This window comes from Vibrio sp. HENC-03 (assembly GCF_000305755.2).
Classification (GTDB): domain Bacteria; phylum Pseudomonadota; class Gammaproteobacteria; order Enterobacterales; family Vibrionaceae; genus Vibrio; species Vibrio owensii.
Genome location: NZ_JH976124.1, coordinates 718,902 through 735,871 on the forward strand (window position 1 = coordinate 718,902; position 16,970 = coordinate 735,871).

17 protein-coding genes are annotated in these 16,970 nt (G+C 47.7%); 13 read left to right on the forward strand and 4 right to left on the reverse strand.

Annotated features, from left to right (window positions below; translation table 11 throughout):
* Window positions 1–124 precede the first annotated feature (124 nt).
* Window positions 125–322, forward strand: coding sequence for a PA3496 family putative envelope integrity protein (locus VCHENC03_RS09295; RefSeq protein ID WP_009706697.1), 198 nt, complete (start codon window positions 125–127; stop codon window positions 320–322).
* A 165-nt stretch (window positions 323–487) separates the two neighbouring features.
* Window positions 488–1,546 carry a GTP cyclohydrolase II gene (ribA, locus tag VCHENC03_RS26975; protein WP_083481847.1) on the forward strand — a complete coding sequence of 353 codons (1,059 nt, stop codon included), beginning with the start codon at window positions 488–490 and terminating at the stop codon, window positions 1,544–1,546.
* A gap of 97 nt (window positions 1,547–1,643) precedes the next feature.
* On the opposite strand, the gene VCHENC03_RS09285 is transcribed toward ribA, so the two are convergent.
* Complete coding sequence (locus tag VCHENC03_RS09285; RefSeq protein ID WP_032802822.1) at window positions 1,644–2,399, reverse strand: substrate-binding periplasmic protein; 756 nt, start codon at window positions 2,397–2,399, stop codon at window positions 1,644–1,646.
* Window positions 2,400–2,467: 68 nt separating this feature from the next.
* Here VCHENC03_RS09285 and VCHENC03_RS09280 point away from each other — a divergent pair, with 68 nt between their 5' ends.
* From VCHENC03_RS09280 to VCHENC03_RS09270, 3 genes are all read left to right on the forward strand, one after another.
* Window positions 2,468–4,387 carry an ATP-binding protein gene (locus VCHENC03_RS09280; RefSeq protein WP_009706700.1) on the forward strand — a complete coding sequence of 640 codons (1,920 nt, stop codon included), beginning with the start codon at window positions 2,468–2,470 and terminating at the stop codon, window positions 4,385–4,387.
* Between the two features lie 94 nt (window positions 4,388–4,481).
* A complete protein-coding gene (locus VCHENC03_RS09275) occupies window positions 4,482–4,691 on the forward strand; it encodes a DUF3283 family protein (RefSeq protein WP_005435877.1) in 210 nt (69 codons plus the stop codon).
* A 133-nt stretch (window positions 4,692–4,824) separates the two neighbouring features.
* A complete protein-coding gene (locus VCHENC03_RS09270; protein ID WP_005435878.1) occupies window positions 4,825–5,541 on the forward strand; it encodes a YebC/PmpR family DNA-binding transcriptional regulator in 717 nt (238 codons plus the stop codon).
* Window positions 5,542–5,624: 83 nt separating this feature from the next.
* Here VCHENC03_RS09270 and rodA read toward each other — a convergent pair whose 3' ends face one another.
* The 3 genes from rodA to VCHENC03_RS09255 all read right to left on the reverse strand — a co-directional run bounded on the left by rodA (window position 5,625) and on the right by VCHENC03_RS09255 (window position 9,094).
* A complete protein-coding gene (gene rodA, locus VCHENC03_RS09265) occupies window positions 5,625–6,707 on the reverse strand; it encodes a rod shape-determining protein RodA (RefSeq protein ID WP_009706701.1) in 1,083 nt (360 codons plus the stop codon).
* Window positions 6,708–7,023: 316 nt separating this feature from the next.
* Window positions 7,024–8,034: a DUF2955 domain-containing protein gene (locus tag VCHENC03_RS09260; protein ID WP_009706702.1), complete on the reverse strand. Its 1,011-nt coding sequence runs from the start codon at window positions 8,032–8,034 to the stop codon at window positions 7,024–7,026.
* 10 nt (window positions 8,035–8,044) lie between these two features.
* Window positions 8,045–9,094, reverse strand: coding sequence for an HlyD family secretion protein (locus VCHENC03_RS09255; RefSeq protein ID WP_032802826.1), 1,050 nt, complete (start codon window positions 9,092–9,094; stop codon window positions 8,045–8,047).
* Window positions 9,095–9,213: 119 nt separating this feature from the next.
* On the opposite strand from VCHENC03_RS09255, the gene VCHENC03_RS09250 reads away from it, so the two are divergent.
* The 8 genes from VCHENC03_RS09250 (at window position 9,214) to VCHENC03_RS09215 (ending at window position 16,833) form a co-directional block, all read left to right on the forward strand.
* Window positions 9,214–10,134, forward strand: coding sequence for a LysR family transcriptional regulator (locus tag VCHENC03_RS09250; RefSeq protein WP_009706704.1), 921 nt, complete (start codon window positions 9,214–9,216; stop codon window positions 10,132–10,134).
* An 84-nt stretch (window positions 10,135–10,218) separates the two neighbouring features.
* On the forward strand, window positions 10,219–10,887 hold the full coding sequence (locus VCHENC03_RS09245) for a hypothetical protein (RefSeq protein ID WP_009706705.1): 669 nt from the start codon (window positions 10,219–10,221) through the stop codon (window positions 10,885–10,887).
* Window positions 10,888–10,896: 9 nt separating this feature from the next.
* A complete protein-coding gene (locus tag VCHENC03_RS09240; protein WP_009706706.1) occupies window positions 10,897–11,595 on the forward strand; it encodes an ABC transporter ATP-binding protein in 699 nt (232 codons plus the stop codon).
* Window positions 11,583–12,851 carry an ABC transporter permease gene (locus VCHENC03_RS09235; RefSeq protein ID WP_009706707.1) on the forward strand — a complete coding sequence of 423 codons (1,269 nt, stop codon included), beginning with the start codon at window positions 11,583–11,585 and terminating at the stop codon, window positions 12,849–12,851. The genes VCHENC03_RS09240 and VCHENC03_RS09235 overlap by 13 nt, the downstream gene beginning before the upstream one ends.
* A complete protein-coding gene (locus tag VCHENC03_RS09230) occupies window positions 12,844–13,629 on the forward strand; it encodes an outer membrane lipoprotein-sorting protein (protein ID WP_009706708.1) in 786 nt (261 codons plus the stop codon). Before VCHENC03_RS09235 ends, VCHENC03_RS09230 begins: the two co-directional genes overlap by 8 nt.
* 45 nt (window positions 13,630–13,674) lie before the next feature.
* Window positions 13,675–15,003, forward strand: a complete 1,329-nt coding sequence (locus tag VCHENC03_RS09225) for a hypothetical protein (RefSeq protein ID WP_009706709.1) — start codon at window positions 13,675–13,677, stop codon at window positions 15,001–15,003.
* Window positions 15,004–16,026 carry a sensor histidine kinase gene (locus VCHENC03_RS09220; RefSeq protein WP_009706710.1) on the forward strand — a complete coding sequence of 341 codons (1,023 nt, stop codon included), beginning with the start codon at window positions 15,004–15,006 and terminating at the stop codon, window positions 16,024–16,026.
* Window positions 16,027–16,041: 15 nt separating this feature from the next.
* Entirely contained in the window at window positions 16,042–16,833 is a 792-nt protein-coding gene (locus tag VCHENC03_RS09215; RefSeq protein ID WP_009706711.1) for a LytR/AlgR family response regulator transcription factor, read from the forward strand.
* Window positions 16,834–16,970: the final 137 nt, after the last annotated feature.

Genomic DNA, 16,970 nt, shown 5'->3' on the forward strand with positions numbered 1-16,970 from the left:
ATGAATCTATTAACGAGTTAGTGAAAGGTCGAAAGGGGTCACATTTCCCCACAGTTTTTCTTACCTCTGCATTGGGGGTTTGCTATAGATTACCCATCGAAAACATGGTGTGTTCGGAGGAAATATGTCCATTAATTCTATCGACCATGAAGAGATGAGCAACATCGCTCACAAATGGGAACTCCCTGAAGAAGAAACCGTTGTGAGACCTGAGAAAACCGTGAAATCTGCCGAAGCAAGACGTCGTATTGAAGCTCTTCGTGAAATCCGTGAAAGCGGCTTGAGCATCGAAGAAGCAAGGGAACTTGGCTTAATTCACTAATTCTCGCACTGCGGAATTAAACCATGGGGTGGTCATAAGACTGCCCTTTTCATTTTTATGATTTACAACCAGTTATTTGACTTTCTCTCCCTGCGTTACTAAAGCTTATATCAATAGCAATATGCTTTTTGTTGACTATTGAACAGCAACGTCAGGAGTACGATTATGGTTGATCAGATCCTTTTCTATGAACCCGATGAATCCCACGGTTTCCTCTCCAACTTTTGCCAAGCGCAGATAAAAGTCTCCACCCAATCTTGGCCCACCAGCGAACACTATTACCAAGCGCAAAAATTCAGCGACCGCGAACTACAAGATAAAATCCTCACCGCCAAAAGCCCCGACGAAGCCTTTGCTTTAAGCCGCAAATATCAACATCTCGTCCGTGAAGATTGGGACGACGACAAACTCTCCGTAATGGCGTTTATCGTCCGTGAGAAGTTTCTGCAAAACCCTCAGCTTGCCCAACAGCTGATGGAAACGGGGAATGCCTGCTTGACCGAACATTCGCATAAAGATGCCTTTTGGGGCGATGGTGGTGACGGCTCGGGTGAAAACCATTTAGGGGAGATTTTGATGAATGTACGTGCTGAGCTGAAACACGTCGAGCCTTATAACTTGGTGCGCTTTGTCGATAAAGCCAAGCTGCCAACCCAATGGGGCACGTTTATCATGCATGGTTTTATCGAGAACGCGACGGGAAAAGAGCATCTGGCTTTGGTGTATGGTGACCCTGCAAACAGTAAAGCGCCGCTGATTCGTCTGCATTCAGAATGTTTAACCGGTGATGCCTTGTTTAGTACTCGCTGTGATTGTGGTTTCCAGCTTAACCGTGCATTGCAAAATATTGTCGAAGAAGGTTGTGGCGTGCTGCTCTATTTGCGCCAAGAGGGGAGGGGAATTGGCTTAATCAATAAGATTCGTGCCTATCACTTACAAGATGAAGGCGCAGACACGGTCGAAGCCAATGAGCGCCTAGGCTTTGCTGCTGATATGCGTGATTACGCATTTTGTAAGGGGATGCTCGACCACTTGAATATTGATCAAGTACGTTTGATGACCAACAACCCACGCAAGCTTGCAGCGCTGAAGAAGGTGAACATCAACGTGATTGAGCGGGTGCCACTCCAAGAGGGCAATAACCCAAATAACCAACACTACTTACAGACCAAAGCCAATAAGCTTGGCCACATGTTCGACCCTAAATTTGTCGAACAAGACTAATCGCTCGAACAAGATTATTCACAGAGAAGAGATAAAAATGAAACCGCCAGCTTATCCAAGCTGGCGGTTTTTTTCATGATTGGTTAGGTATGAACGGTTAGATGTATTTTTTGATGATGTTGTCGATTTGCCCCGAACTTTTGAGCTCTGCTAGGCGCTTATTGATGAAGCTTTGCACTTTCGGATTCATCTCCGGAGAGAAAGCCAGATAGATGGAGTAATCTGGAATGACAGAGCTGAAAGATTGGATCTGGAAGTCTCCCATTGGCAGCTCTAAACGTTTGATGTTGTACACCACACGCGATTCCATCTCGACAAAGGCGGTATCACCAGGAGTGCGTTGCAGAACGCGGTAAGCGGCGTCGTAGTCTTTCACGCGCATTTCATTGACGGTGCCGTTTTCAAAGAAGGGACTTAAGTTCGGATAATCAAAGCCAAGCAACAGCACGATAGAGCGACCTTGCATGTGCTGCATATCGCTAAATTTGAATGGCGCTTTACTGCTCGATACCAGTACGTGCTTTACAGTGTAAATAGGTTGTTCAGAGAGGTTTTCTGATTGTACCTTGCCCCAATTCGGGCTGCCATAAGTGACCCAATTCTCCTCACCGCCCGCTTCCAGTACTGAAATCATGCGCTTAAATGGGTAAGTGTGGTATTTCACCTCATAATCGGATTCGGCAAAGATAGCACTGACGATGTCAGTTACAATTCCGGAATGTTGTTCACCTTGTTGTTCTATTTGGAATGGTCGAGCTTGCTCAGAGATAACGTAGTAGTTCACTTCGCTCGCCATGGTGTGTGCGCTTAAGGCCATAAAACTAAAGCCTAATGTACGTAAGAGTCCTTTCATCCTAACCTCGATTATTGTCGTGACGTGACTATATTTATAGTAGCGCATGTTTAAGGGAGCGATTTCATATGGAGACAAAAGAGCGAACTCAACGTCGGTTTAGTATCGGCAACCAGCTGATGCTGGCGATTTTTGCGTTGAGTTTAATCTTTACCGTGATCATTTCTTCCGTCAGTTTGTACCGTGACTTCAACGATGATCTCGCTCGCTTGGATAAAGAACTGGAACAGGTGAAAACCAGCTACCTTTCTAGTTTTTCTGCCAGTCTGTGGGTTGAAGATAGAGAATTGCTGCACACCCAAGCAGAAGGGGCGATGCGCCTGCCCTCAGTGGACTACCTAAGAATCGCGACACCGGATGAAGTGATCTTCGAATTAGGCTCGGCCTTGACGGAAGATCGGATCGAGCGTCAATGGCCTTTGCAGTACGACATGGGCACAAAAACTTTTGATCTTGCCGAAGTAACGGTGCAATCGGATCTCAGCCCGATCTATCAAGGATTATGGCAAACCTTCTTTTTTCTTGTGATCGCTGAAGCGATCAAGATCTTCTTACTCATCATCGGCGTTCTCTGGGTGACGTTTCGTTTGATGGTCAAGCCACTTCAATTGCTCTCAGGTGCGGTGAGTGATTTTAGCGGCGGTCATGTACCGAGCAAAGTGCAGCTTCCCAAGCGTTGGTTTTTCGATGAAGTGGGTTTATTAGAACGCAAATACAACCGAAGTGTTGAGCGTGTCAGTGAGCACCAATTAGAAATCGAAGAAGCACGTGATAAAGCCGAAGTGGCAAACCGTAAGAAGAGCGAATTTCTTGCCACGATGAGTCATGAGATTCGTACGCCGATGAATGGGATTATCGGCATTGCTTCCTTACTCGGTGATACCAAGCTAGATGAACAGCAAAAAGACTTTGTTTCCATTATCAACAGCTCTTCCAACTCACTGATGGTCATCATCGATGACATTCTCGATTTTTCTAAAATTGAAGCGGGCAAGATTGAGCTTGAGACGGCCACTTATAATCTGCTCGATCTGCTGCATGAAGTTGGTAGACTGCACACCGTTAAAGCTCAGCAAAAAGGCTTACAGTTGGTTTGCGATATCGACGCTCAACTCCCTTCAGAAGTGGAAGGTGATGTGGGTAGGCTCAAACAAGTGCTGAGTAATCTACTCAGCAATGCAGTCAAGTTCACCGAGCGTGGCCATGTTAAGTTGATGGTGTCACAAGTGAGCCGAGAAGGTGACGTCGCCAGCGTACATTTCCGTGTGGTCGATTCGGGTATTGGTATCGCGAAAGAAAACCAGCAAGCGGTGTTTGAGAAGTTTCAGCAAGCCGATGGCAGCACCACGCGTAAATACGGCGGCACTGGTTTGGGCTTAGCGATTTGCAGCAGCTTGATCGAAGTGATGGGCGGCGAGATCCGCCTGACCAGTGAGCCGGGGCTGGGTAGTTGTTTTGAGTTTACTATTCCACTCAATATCGTCAGTGATACACCAATTGCGCCAAGTACACCGAATGTGCTTGATTTTCGTAACGGTGAAGACAGCGCGCCAAAAAGCCTTAAACCAACCAAAGACGAGGGCAAACCTTGGATTCTGGTGGTAGAAGACACCGCGGTAAACCAAAAAGTCGTGCGCATTATGCTGGAAAAACTCGGCATGCAGGTGAATGTGGCAGAACACGGTGAAGAAGCGCTCCAACAGTGCCAAGAGCATCAATTCGATTTGATATTGATGGACTGTCAAATGCCAGTGATGGATGGATTCATTGCCACTGAAAACATTCGCAAGATGGGCGAGTGGGGCCTGCAAGTGCCGATCATTGCTTTGAGCGCCAATGTGATTAAAGAAGATCAACAGCGTTGTTTTGATGTTGGCATGAATGAGTTTGTTGCCAAACCGGTTACCAAGGAGCGTTTGCAGCAAATTTTTGAGCAATATCTTCCTGATTCATTGCAAACCCGATCGAATCCCAAGGAAGCAACTTGAAATTGATCAAGGAAAGTGCGTTTCACTTCTTAAAAGTCAAATCTGTGTGCTATAGTGCGCGGCTAGTATTTATTAAAGTACCTTGAGGCTGTGAATGTCGTTCAATCTATCCCTGTTGCCGCCTGACGAGAAAAACAAAATCGAACTTGATAAGCAAGCATCGTTTTTGGTTTGGAAGCTTAAAGAAGCGAAATCTGGTCCTGAAGCGATAGAAGAAGAGTTGTCTAAGATTAACGACGCTGATGAGAAAGTGTTTTTTCAACAGGCAATCGATAAGTACAAACGAGTAATGGGTGTCGCATAAAGCGAGCGTGGCTCTGGTGTAAACCGTAGCGGCGAATGAGGTTTCCTCCCCATTCCTTTGCAAGGTGAAAGGTAAAATCTTCACTCTTTGCTAAAATCCTTCGCATTAAATTTGAATTTAGAGAGACATCCCGATGGGAAGAAGTTTTGAAGTGCGCAAAGCCTCAATGGCGAAAACTGCAGGCGCAAAAATTAAAGTTTATTCCAAATACGGTAAAGAAATTTACATGTGCGCGAAAAACGGTGGTGGTGATCCAGACATGAACTTGTCTCTGAAGCACCTGATCGCAAAAGCGAAAAAAGACCAAGTTCCTGCACACGTTATCGATAAAGCGATCGACAAAGCGAACGGCGGCGGTGGTGAAGACTACACTCCAGCACGTTACGAAGGCTTTGGCCCTGGTGGCACAAGCGTGATCGTAGACTGTCTAACAGACAACGGTAACCGTACATTCCAAGACGTTCGCCAATGCTTTGTTAAAGTAGGTGCGAAAATTGGTGTTGAAGGTTCTGTTTCTCACATGTTCGATCACCAAGCGGTATTCCAGTTCAAAGGCGAAGATGATGAAATCATCCTAGAAACGCTAATGATGGAAGACGTAGACGTTACTGACGTTGAGCTAGAAGACGGTGTTATCACTGTATTCGCACCTCACACTGAGTTCTTCAAAACAAAAACTGCGCTTAACGCTGCATTCCCAGATCTAACGATCGATGTTGAAGAAATCACATTCGTACCGCAAACGAACACGCCAGTAACAGGCGAAGACGCAGAGAAATTCCAGAAGTTCCTAGACCTTCTAGATGACTGTGACGACGTTCAACAGGTATACCACAACGGCGAACTATAATTCGGTTCTCCAGTTGTAAAAAAGGCTTCCCGAGGGAAGCCTTTTTTGATCGTGTTGTTTGTCTTTTTTATTGTGACTAGCGTTTAGGTGTTTCGGTACTTGGAATAACACAGCGACATGATCACACCAAAACAGATGCCTTGAGTCAGCATCGCCGTACCACCGTAGCTAAAAAACGGCAGTGGGCTACCCATTACTGGCAACAAGCCACTTACCATGCCGGTGTTGATGAAGGCGTAAAGGAAGAAGCTCATCGCCAATGCACCACTCACCAGACGACTGAAGAAGTGCTCAGATTGGCACGCTAGTAGCATCACACGCGCCGTAATAAACAAGTACAGCGCCAACAACACCACACAACCAATAAAGCCCCATTCTTCTGCGTAGGTCGAGAAGATAAAGTCAGTATGGCTTTCAGGGATAAAGCCTAGTGTACCTTGAGTGGCATTCATCCAACCTTTGCCTTTCATGCCGCCAGAACCAATCGCAATCAACGATTGGATGATTTGGTAGCCCGAACCCAGTGGATCCGATTCAGGGTGCAAGAACTGCGTTACACGACTCTTTTGATACGCTTCCATCACAAAGAACCAGAGTATTGGTGCCAGCGTTAGAATGCTCACCAAAAAGCCGCCAATTATCTTCCAGCTCATGCCTGCAAAGAACAGCACAAACAACGCGTAAATCACAGTGAAGATAGCGCCGTCTAGGTCAGGTTGTAAGGCAATTAGGCCCGCAGGAATAAAGGTGATCAGCAAACAGAAAGCAATCTTGCGTATGTCTGGTCGCCCACCTTCTAGATGAAGCATCCACGCAATCATAATGGGAATGGAGAGCTTGATCAGCTCAGAAGGTTGAAAGCGGAAGAAGCCGATATCGAGCCAACGCTGCGAGCCATTGGTACTATCGCCAAATAAGGCCACGGCTGCCAAGAGAGAAACCGCAACCAGATACAAATAAGGCGCTGAACGTTGATAACTGGACGCAGGAATCGACGACATGACCAAAATACACACCAGCGTCAAACCGCATCGAGCGAGGTGTTTAAAGAGCATAGCTTCATTGAATCCACTGGCACTCCAGAGAGTGAGCGAACTCAATAGCATGATCGGAATGATCGCCATCAAAAGTGGCAAATCAATCCTAGGGAAGAAACGCTTGTTCATCTTCTACAACCTAAAAACGCCCCAACGCGGGGCGAAAACAACCAGAACTCTGCGAGCTCAAACTATTCCGATGCTAAGAATCCAATTTGGAAATAACAGACACCACGCAAAGGTGTGCAAGAGAGGAGTGTGCGACGCCGCCTGTTATGGGTAAGCTGACTTGGAAAGTCGTGGGATGGATAAATACACCAGGCTGAGGTTTTGCGCCACATTTTTTATAAGATTGAAATGGAAATTGGTACAGACTGCGCAATGAAATGAGCAAAATAGGAAAGGGAATCGCCTTAAGTATTGGGTACTTAAGGCGATGGCACGATTAGGCTCGGGCTTTTTCTGGTTTGTGCGTGAAATGGTACAACGCCCACAGCACAAACAAAGTCACGGTAAGCTCCCAAGCTCGGAGGAAGGTGCTTTCCAAGCCCAGTTCATTGCTGGTCATGTACAGCTGAATCGGCAGCATGGTCGCCAATAACGCGTCGGCATGGACGTCTTTGGCTGGGCCTTTCGCTTTTGCCATTGATGCGGTGATCATAAAGGCAAGCAGACCTAATACGATGGTGTAGTAACCGAATGTGGATTGATGTCCTGCCATCAACAGGGTGAACACTACGGCTAATGCACAGCCGCCCACTTGAGTTTGAAAACGGCGGTCAACCACGTCGATAAAGCTTTTGTGTGTGGTTTGCGTTGCTGCGGCAATCACAGGCACCAAACAAAACGTTGCTGAAATGATGTCGACAATCATCAAGAACGCCACACCAAGACCAATCAATGCGAGTGAAATCGCTCGGTTCTCGAACGTAACAGGCTCTTCTTCAAATGCTGTTGGTTTGCCGCCACGTTCAACAGGGAACAGAGTCACCATGGTTTTTGCAACGACCATGGTAATCAGCATTGATAGCAGGATTTCATGAATGCGCATTGGCATGTCCATGGTGGTGTGCTGAGCAAACACCACAATCAGAATCCAGTTGAAGGTTGGCATTAGCATCTGACCTTTCTTCGGCGGTGTGGTAGCTCTACGGCGCATAAAGTCGAAGAAGAACAAGCTAATGGTCCACACCACAAACGGATGTTGTGAAAACACTTCAGTTACCACCAATGCTGTACTTGCTGCTAATAACGTAGGTAGCAAGGTGCGAAGCAGACCAAGCCAAGAGTAGTCTTTGTTCTTGGTCATGATGATGGTTGGGTACAGCGCTAGATAAACCGGAGAATCAAGATTCAGCAGTTTGCCCAGCACCATACAAATTGTCACAGTAAGGGCGACACGCAGTGCTTCATTGCGCTCAGAGCGATTTTGAAACAGGCTTTCGAAGGTCCACATGGTTCACCCCCTAGTAGATGTAGCGGAACATCGCCACCAAGTGAATCCAAGCCGAGCCAATGAAGTCCATAACAGGATTGCCGCTTTCAACGATCACACTCGCTCGTGAACCAGAAATCATCGAAGGATCCAACTCGTTAACCGTAATGCGAGTACGCACTTTCTGTTGCTCACGGATCCAACGAGTATCATTGGTCACACTAGAAAGCTGCCCATTAGCATTGTTGGTATCGTAAATCGCACGCTCTTGGCTGCTGACTTCACCAGTAAATACTTTGCCCGGTAGCGCATCGAAGGACACCAACACTTTGCGACCATTGGTTAGCTTATCAATGCCTTTTTCGTTGAAGTCTGCACTGATCCACGCATGGGCTTCGTCCACCAGCATCAAAGACGCTGTGCCTTGAGTAATGTAGCTGCCTGATTGCAGTTGCAAGTTAGTCACTACGCCTTCGGTTTGCGCCACGATTTGGGTATGGCTTAAATCCAGCTCCGCACTGGCAAGTTTTGCTTCTGCCAATTCAATAGCCGCCGTACGGTCTTGAGTTGAAAGCTCTGCCTCAATGCGTTTCACTTCCGCGTTCGCCGCTTCAACCGCGCTGCTGGCGACTTGTGTATTGGTGATCGCGTCATCAAGCTCTTGCTCGGTTGCCAACCCTTTATTGCGTAGTTTCTGGTTACGCGTCAGTTTTTGCTTCGCGTTGTGGTATTCGAACTCGCGTTGGCTTTGGGTTTGTTTCGCTGCTGCCAATTGTTGCCATTTCGCGGAATCTGATTCACGTGCTTGGCGCAGTTCGGCTTTGGCTTGTGCCACTTTCAATTGGTAGCTGCTGGCATCGATAGCAAACAGTGGCTGACCTTTTTCAACCAATTCACCGTTATTCACCATCACATCCGTAATCACACCAGATACCTCCGGCGCAATGGTTGCGACATTACGATGCAGTGTCGCTTGGGTGGTGAAAGGGGAAACATTGTCTGAGGTGACTAAAAAAGCGGAGAACAAAGCAGCCGCTGAAAAAACAGTGTATATCGCGTATTTATAAAAATTTTCTTTCACGTCTGTACCTAGTATTCATTCGTTATTAAGCGCCGCGTTCACGGCATATTCGGGTCTCTTTTCTACGTGGGCTAGGTTATACTCATCTAAAATTGGAAAAAATAACCAATGGAAGAAGTATGAATTCCATATTTGGAAACGTTGATGATCTGTACCTGTTTTGCTCAGTGGTTGAGCAAGGCTCTTTGCTCGCGGCAGCGAAAAAGCTCGAACTGCCGGTCTCTACCATGTCTCGTCGTTTATCGGCGCTGGAAGCGCGTCTAGGGCTGAGATTACTGGAGAAGAAAGGCCGTGAGTTGGTGGCAACCGAGACAGGCTTACAGGCGTTTGACCAGCTCAGCAGTGCGATGGCGCAGATTGAATCCGGCATCTTGCAGCTCAACCAGCAAAGCCAACAAGTCGAAGGACGAATTCGATTGGTGATGCCAAGCCGCTTCTACAATGACTTGGTCGATAAGGTGGTTGAGGACTACATCAAAACCTACCCAAAAGTGACCATTGACCTGCTGCTTAGCCAAGTGAATTCGATTCCAGAGACCGATCGCGATCTGGTGGTGACATTCGAATTGGATGGGTTAGATGACATGATCGCTCGCCCGTTGTTTAAAGCGGAGCATGCTTTTTTTGTTAGCCCAGAATACTTAGAACAAGCGGGTGGCAGCATTGAAAGCTTAGAGGACTTAGCCAAGCAAGATTGGGTCGCCAGTACGCACACCACACAAGTGCCTATTTACCAACAAGACAAGCTGGTGGACATGCTCAACTGCAAGCCGCGCTTGGTGGTCAATGACATAACTGCAGTGATCAAAGCGGTGGAAAACGGCTTGGGGATCGCCTCGATTCCCATTCGTCATGTGAAGCCTGAGCTGAATCTGGTGCAAGTCGCGCAATCCTACAGCCGTGGGGATCGTCAAGCCTATTTGGTTTATCGTCAGCGCAACTACCAGCCTAAGGCTCTCAGCTTAATGATTGAGGCGATATTGCAGGCTGCCGAAACGCAAAACCATTCATCCTCTCTCAATACCATTCACTCCGCGTAACTGCCATTGGTCGCATGCAAGAGCAGCGTGCGATCTTCTCCCTTAATCTGAAACCATCAAATCACGTTCAACTAAGGACAGTACATGATGGTTTCTCAATCTCGCTCAATCAAAGCTCTTAAACTGGCAAGTACTTTTATCGCCGCATTTACACTCAGCAGCAATCTGGCGCTGGCTAATCCAAGCGAGCGCACACTCAGTCAATTCAACCAAGCAGCGCAGGGCGACTCTGGCTTAGTTGATACCGTTTACGGCGAATTATCCAAACAACTCGAAGAGCAAGGCGCAACGCCAGTGACCTTGGTTTACTTAGGCAGTGCTGAGACGTTGCAAGGTCGTGAGGCGTTTATGCCTTGGAACAAGATGAAGTTCACCGAGCGCGGTCTTGCCACTATCCAAAAAGGTTTGGATTTAATGGCGAATCAGCCAGTTCCACTGCAAGAGCAACAACGCTTGCAAGGCTTGCCGGAATACCAATTAGCCACCGCCATGGCAGCTACTACGTTTACCTCTCTGCCAGACATGTTCAATCACTTTGAGCGCGGCTACGAGCTGTACCTTTCATTGCTCGATGAACCGAGTTTTAGTCAGCAACCTTTTGCCGCAACGTCTTGGATTTACCGTTATGCCATTGAAGCAGCGCTGCGCGCTGAAGACGTTCAACAAGCCAAAACATGGTTAGCGCAAATGGAGCAGTTGGGTGACAGCAATTTAGAAACGCAAACCGCGAAAGCGCTGCTAGCGAAATATTAGGGAGGCGTCATGATCGTTTTTAATCAACTTAGCCGCAATTACGCCCTTGGCAGCCAAACCGTGCGTGCATTGCGAGACGTGTCTGGTGAAGTATTTGCCGGCGAAATGGTGGCATTGTGTGGACCGTCTGGTTCAGGCAAAAGCACCCTACTTAACGTGCTTGGCATGCTGGATACTCAATACCAAGGTCAGGTGACATTTGCAGGCAGCCCATACCCAACCGGACAAATGCAGGCTGCGAAAATGCGCCGTGAAAAGCTTGGTTTTGTGTTCCAAAAATTCAATCTTGTGCCTGTGATGACAGCGTTAGAGAACGTGGCGTATCCGCTGCATCTCAACGGGTTTTCAAAAGCAGAGCAAACCGAGCTCGCCACACAAATGCTAGAACACGTTGGTTTGGGCGAGTTTATTCATCACATGCCCGATAACCTATCAGGCGGTCAGCAACAGCGCGTGGCAATTGCGCGCGCCTTAGTGCACAAACCGGCGCTGGTGATTGCTGATGAGCCAACCGCAAGCCTTGATAGCCAAACTGCCAACAAGGTCATCGACATTATGAAAGGGCTCGGACACGAGCTAGGCACCACTTTTATCGTCGCCACTCACGATCCTCGCATGGCATCCCGTTGTGATCGAACCATTGAGTTGGTGGATGGCAAAATTACCCAAACGCACGCAAGTGTGGAGGAGGTTTCATGGGCAAGCTAATTCCTATTTCGGTTCGCCTTGCTTGGTTGAACCTGCAACGCAATCGCCGTCGCAGTTTGTTGTCGATGTTGATCATTGCCATTGCCGTGTTTGCGTTAACCAGTGCGGGCGGTTTTGGTCTGTATACCTACGACAGTTTGAAAGAATCGACAGCACGTGACACGGGGCATCTGACGTTAACCACACCGGGTTACTTCGCCAAAGAAGAAGAGATGCCGCTGAGTAATGGGTTAACTCATGCGGACGACATCACCAAGCAATTGATTGGCTTGAATGAAGTGCGAGGCGTGCAGCCACGAGTTGAGTTCAGCGGTTTGATTTCCAACGGCAACAAGTCATCGATCTTTATCGGCATTGGTGTTAACGAGCGCGAATTCGATATGAAAGGACCGTTTTTGGATGTGCGCGAAGGGCAAACGCTATCCAACATTCACGCATCGCGTTATGACCCAGCAGAGCCAGAAGTGATGCTTGGCGTTGATTTGGCGAACAACTTAAGCGTGCACGTTGGCGATTGGATTACCTTGCTGGCGACAACTACCGATGGCGCATTGAATGCGTATGACTTCAAAGTACGTGGCATCTACTCAACCGGCGTGCCTGAGCTTGATAAACGCCAGCTTTACGTACACATCAACAGCGCGCAATCGCTGCTCGGTTCAGACAAAGTCAGCGCGTTATCTGTCTTCCTGTTCGATACCAGTTTAACGAGCCAAGTCGAGCAACAAGTGGTTTCGGTTCTGATTAAGCAAAAGCAGAACTTTGGCGATCAAGATATTGAGATTACGCCTTGGCAAGAACGCGCGTTCTTCTATCTCAAAGTGAAAGATTTGTACGACCGCATCTTCGGCATCATGGGCGCAGTAATGGCGTTGGTGGTCTTTGTCGCCCTGTTCAACACCATGACCATGTCGGTCACCGAGCGTACACGTGAAATCGGCACCTTGTCAGCACTTGGTAGCTACCCTCGCGAAATCATTGCTGGGTTCTTGCGCGAAGCAGGCTTACTTGCGGTGATTGGCAGCTTAATCGGCGCTTTGTTCACTGCACTAGTCACCATTTTACTGATGGTCGTGGATGTGCAAATGCCGCCACCGCCAGGACGCACAGAAGGTTACCCATTGACGATTTACTTCTCTTGGGAGCTGGTGGCTGTCGCAGGATTCGCAGTATTGATGATTTGTTTGATTGCGGCGTTTTTCTCGGCGCGCAAAGGGGTGAACAAGCCAATTACGGAGGCACTGATTTATGTTTAATTTCAAATCACTATTACCAATTGCATTGCTGACGGCAAGCGGCGTTGCAAGCATGAATGCCAGTGCGAATGAAACAGCGCTAGATGCACAGCAAGTCGCGCAATTGATTGAAAAAGCTGACAGCTACCGCTTGCAAGATGATTCCTCCAAAGTGGTGTCATTGGTGCGCTTATATCAAGACCAAGAACTAGATAAAACCCGCCTTTACCACGTGTACACGCGCCCAAATCGTGAATCGCTGGTGGTGTTCAAATCGGCAGTCGAAGCCGGGCAAAAGATGTTGATGATGGGCGACAACTATTGGCTACAAATGCCAAAGAGCCGCCGTCCGATTCGCATTACGCCAATGCAGAAGCTGCTTGGTGAAGCGTCTATCGGCGACATCTCAACCCTGACGTGGAGTCAAGATTATCAAGGTGAATGGAAAGCGACAGAAACCGTTTCGGTGAACGGAGAAAGTGTTGCGGCTTATCACCTTGCCTTAACCGCGAAAACCAAAGGGGCAAGCTATCAGAAGATCGATTTGTGGTTGTCTGAGCAAGATGCGTTTCCAATTAAAGCTGATCTCTACTTGCGCTCTGGCAAACTCGCCAAGCAAGCGCAATACGGACGTGCAACTGACAACGGTGAAGACTACGTCAGTGAGATGACCTTGCTTGATAGCATTCAGCCGAGCAAAAAGACCGTTATCGAGTACCAAGAAATCGTGCCTTGGCAGCTGGATAACAAGTTCTACAACCCAAGTTATTTGCCAAAAGCCAACACGACTCAGCTTTAGTCTGAGCTTCGTAAATAGAACCATAAAAACGAGCAAGGAAGTCACATGAAACCGCACCAGCCTAACCTTAACAAAAGCACCAGTTTGTTGATTGCTGTGTCGTTGTGTGTGGGCGCAGCAGCCCCAGTTTTTGCCAATGATGAGCTGAGTTTTGAGTGGGATTGGGCTGTAAGCTACGAAACTGCCAAGCAGCGTGATAGCGCATTTATGCAGGCGCAGGGCAGTTCTCGTGATTCACTTAATGCACTGTTGGATGTACAGGTGAATTATCACAACTTCAGTGGCTTGTTTGCTCTGTACAGCCAAGGGTTGTACCTCAATCAACAAGGAAAGAGTGATTGGTGGAGTGAAGCTGATAACCAATTGCTGATTCGAGAGCTGGCTTGGCTAGAGGAGTGGCAAGTCGGTGATACCACTCTTGATGTGAGCTTAGGTAAGTTGCGCGTGGATTGGGGCGTGGGTTATGGCTACCGACCTTTGGATCTGTTTAAGCCTTATCGACAAAATCCTGTTGGCATAGTCGCAGAAGAGGGTGCGGGTGTGTTTTCACTCTCACGCTACGATATGGCAGGCGAGTGGACGGTGATTGCAACGGATTCAAGCTGGGGGCAACAAGACCAGAGTGCTCTTGATCAAGCCGCAGAGCAGCAAGGTGTTGGTATTCGTCGTTATGCGCTGGTGGGTGACACCGAGTATCAACTTATTGGTTATTACGATGATGTGCGCCGAGGTTTACTCGGAGCCAGTGCCATTGCCGTGTGGGATGAATCCATCGCTATGCACGGTTCCATGCTGTGGCAAAAGCAAAGTGTCGGCTATCAGTTTCAGCAGGATGATCTTTACCAACCCGTTTCGGTTGAGGAGCAGGGCAGCGCATTCCAAGCCTTAATTGGGTTGAATTGGGCAAACCAAGCCGGACACAACGTGATTGCTGAATATTGGTATGACAGCCGAGCATGGTCGAAAAGCGAATGGCAACAAGCAATAGAACGTGGCGAACTACTCTCTCAAACCCTTAATCCCCAAACGTCTCTACTTGCAACAAGCTACGCTCAAGGGTTTCAGCATGCCAATATCGTTCAGCATAACGTAATGTTGCACTGGAGTTGGGATGTAGAAGCATGGGCTGCATGGAACGGCAAAGCGGATATGGGCTGGCTAAGTGATGTAACTCCTACGTTGGATGTGATGTTGTCGCCGCAAGATGGCGGTGTGATTGTCACGCAGTGGCTTAACTACCAATGGATTGATACTGGCGACCAAAGTGTAGAAGTGGAAGTTGCCGCACGCTTTTTAACCGGAGACGACCAATCTGCTTACGCACAAATCAATGATAAGCATATGATTGTATTTAACATCAAAGGGAAATTCTAAATGTGTTCAGCAAAATCAGTGGTGAAAAGTGGATGGCCGCGTAGCTTATTAGTGACCACGGCATTTTGTCTCTTTATCGCAGCAATGACGCTCTCGGTTTGGGGCGGTCCATTTTACATTCATGTGGCGGTTAGCTTTGGATTTGGCTATTCAGCTATTTTTTTCTCATGGCTTGTCGACCGCCTGTTTCCTACCATTCCTCGTTTGGTGGAAGTGGCTATCTCGCTGACAGCATGCCTATTGTTTGGTGTGGTGAACGCCCAGCTTTGGCTTGGGGAATACTTCGGTATCTCAAGTATGCTGTCGGTTGGTCTAATGGGATTGTTATTCAGTGCCATGTGCTTTTTCTATTTCTACTCACGCGAACAACATGCGATCGCTCAGCGAGAGTTGGAAGCCATCAAACGCGAGAAAGCAGAGCAAGATCGTGCGCTGTTGCTGAGTCAGCTTAAGCAGATGCAAAGCCAGATTGAACCGCATTTCCTATTCAATACCTTGGCGAATATCAGTGCACTCATGTCGCAAGATGTCGATAAAGCCAAGCTGATGCTAGAACAGTTAACCGCGCTGCTGCGTGCAACGCTCAAAAGCTCACGTGAAGAGCACACCACCATAGACAATGAAACGGCGTTACTTGAGGCTTACTTAGGCATCCAACAAACTCGTTTAGGTGAGCGACTCAGTTACAAGATTGAGGTGGAAGAGGGATTAGGCAGAACCGAGCTACCGCCGATGATGCTTCAACCCTTAATCGAAAACGCCATCATCCATGGTATTGAGCCGAAGCGAGAAGGCGGTGAAGTCCGTTTGCTGGTTAAGCGCAAACAACAGAACTTGCTGATTGAAGTCAGAGACACAGGTGTTGGCTTAAATCACGTTAGTGGGCACATGGGCTCTGGCGTCGGTTTAAGTAATCTCAAGCAGCGAGTTGAAGCTTTATTCGCAGGGCAAGGAGAGGTTTCTATCAGTGAGTCTGCTCAGGGTGGCGTATGTGTTCGCCTGAGCTGGCCAATGGAATCGTAATCAAGGAAGAAAGGAATGAATACAGGGTTTACTGCCATTATTGCTGATGATGAACCGCTATTGAGGCGTCATCTTGATAAAAGCCTAGCTGAAGTGTGGCCAGAACTAGAGGTGATAGCCAAAGTCGCCGATGGTGAACAAGCGTTGCAAGCCATTGAGCAAAACCAACCTGACATTGCGTTTCTTGATATTCGTATGCCAGTTTTGGATGGCATGACATTGGCGCAAAAACTCAATCAACTCGCCAATCCACCTTTGATTGTGTTTGTCACAGCGTACGATGATTACGCCATCAAAGCTTTTGAGCAAAATGCCGCCGATTATTTGCTCAAGCCTATCTCGGATGAGCGCCTCCTGACGACGTGTGAAAGAGTGAAAGCACGCCTTGCTAAGCGAGAGCAAGAAAGCAGTAATGTGCAGATGAGCAGCTTGTTAGAACAGTTGCAGCAATTATCTGCGCCACAAACGCCGCAATATCTTCAGTGGATCAAAGCGACGCAAGGGGAAGACATTCATCTGATCGCCACGTCTGATGTGTTGTATTTCAAAGCGGAAGAAAAATACGTTTCTGTGTATGCTCAACAAGGACAAGGCAAAGTGCAGGAGTATTTGATTCGTACATCGTTGAAAGAGTTGATAGGGCAGCTTAACCCAGAACAGTTCTGGCAAGTGCACCGTTCAAGCGTGGTACAAGTGTGCAAAATTAACAAAGTAAACAAAGACTTTGCAGGCAGAATGTTTGTTCACGTTGGAGAAAACAAGCTCGCTGTGAGTCGTGCATCTCAAAGTTTGTTCAAAGGAATGTAATCGCTAGAACTGCTCACTCTTTACACTGTAAACTCGCTGCTTTTTTTCAGCAATAAAAACAAAAAGCGCCTAAGTCATCAGACGTTAGGCGCTTTTGTCGTTTTATAGCGATGACCTCTCCGAAGAGGCGAATGGGC

What these genes read in the sequence shown, in the direction of transcription:
- VCHENC03_RS09285 (WP_032802822.1), bottom strand. Translation starts at nt 2,399, where the DNA reads ATGAAAGGACTCTTACGTACATTAGGCTTTAGTTTTATGGCCTTAAGC.
- VCHENC03_RS09245 (WP_009706705.1), top strand. Translation starts at nt 10,219, where the DNA reads ATGATGGTTTCTCAATCTCGCTCAATCAAAGCTCTTAAACTGGCAAGT.
- VCHENC03_RS09230 (WP_009706708.1), top strand. Translation starts at nt 12,844, where the DNA reads ATGTTTAATTTCAAATCACTATTACCAATTGCATTGCTGACGGCAAGC.
- VCHENC03_RS09260 (WP_009706702.1), bottom strand. Translation starts at nt 8,034, where the DNA reads ATGTGGACCTTCGAAAGCCTGTTTCAAAATCGCTCTGAGCGCAATGAA.
- VCHENC03_RS09240 (WP_009706706.1), top strand. Translation starts at nt 10,897, where the DNA reads ATGATCGTTTTTAATCAACTTAGCCGCAATTACGCCCTTGGCAGCCAA.
- ribA (WP_083481847.1), top strand. Translation starts at nt 488, where the DNA reads ATGGTTGATCAGATCCTTTTCTATGAACCCGATGAATCCCACGGTTTC.
- VCHENC03_RS09215 (WP_009706711.1), top strand. Translation starts at nt 16,042, where the DNA reads ATGAATACAGGGTTTACTGCCATTATTGCTGATGATGAACCGCTATTG.
- VCHENC03_RS09275 (WP_005435877.1), top strand. Translation starts at nt 4,482, where the DNA reads ATGTCGTTCAATCTATCCCTGTTGCCGCCTGACGAGAAAAACAAAATC.
- VCHENC03_RS09270 (WP_005435878.1), top strand. Translation starts at nt 4,825, where the DNA reads ATGGGAAGAAGTTTTGAAGTGCGCAAAGCCTCAATGGCGAAAACTGCA.
- VCHENC03_RS09250 (WP_009706704.1), top strand. Translation starts at nt 9,214, where the DNA reads ATGAATTCCATATTTGGAAACGTTGATGATCTGTACCTGTTTTGCTCA.
- rodA (WP_009706701.1), bottom strand. Translation starts at nt 6,707, where the DNA reads ATGAACAAGCGTTTCTTCCCTAGGATTGATTTGCCACTTTTGATGGCG.
- VCHENC03_RS09225 (WP_009706709.1), top strand. Translation starts at nt 13,675, where the DNA reads ATGAAACCGCACCAGCCTAACCTTAACAAAAGCACCAGTTTGTTGATT.
- VCHENC03_RS09295 (WP_009706697.1), top strand. Translation starts at nt 125, where the DNA reads ATGTCCATTAATTCTATCGACCATGAAGAGATGAGCAACATCGCTCAC.
- VCHENC03_RS09280 (WP_009706700.1), top strand. Translation starts at nt 2,468, where the DNA reads ATGGAGACAAAAGAGCGAACTCAACGTCGGTTTAGTATCGGCAACCAG.
- VCHENC03_RS09235 (WP_009706707.1), top strand. Translation starts at nt 11,583, where the DNA reads ATGGGCAAGCTAATTCCTATTTCGGTTCGCCTTGCTTGGTTGAACCTG.
- VCHENC03_RS09220 (WP_009706710.1), top strand. Translation starts at nt 15,004, where the DNA reads ATGTGTTCAGCAAAATCAGTGGTGAAAAGTGGATGGCCGCGTAGCTTA.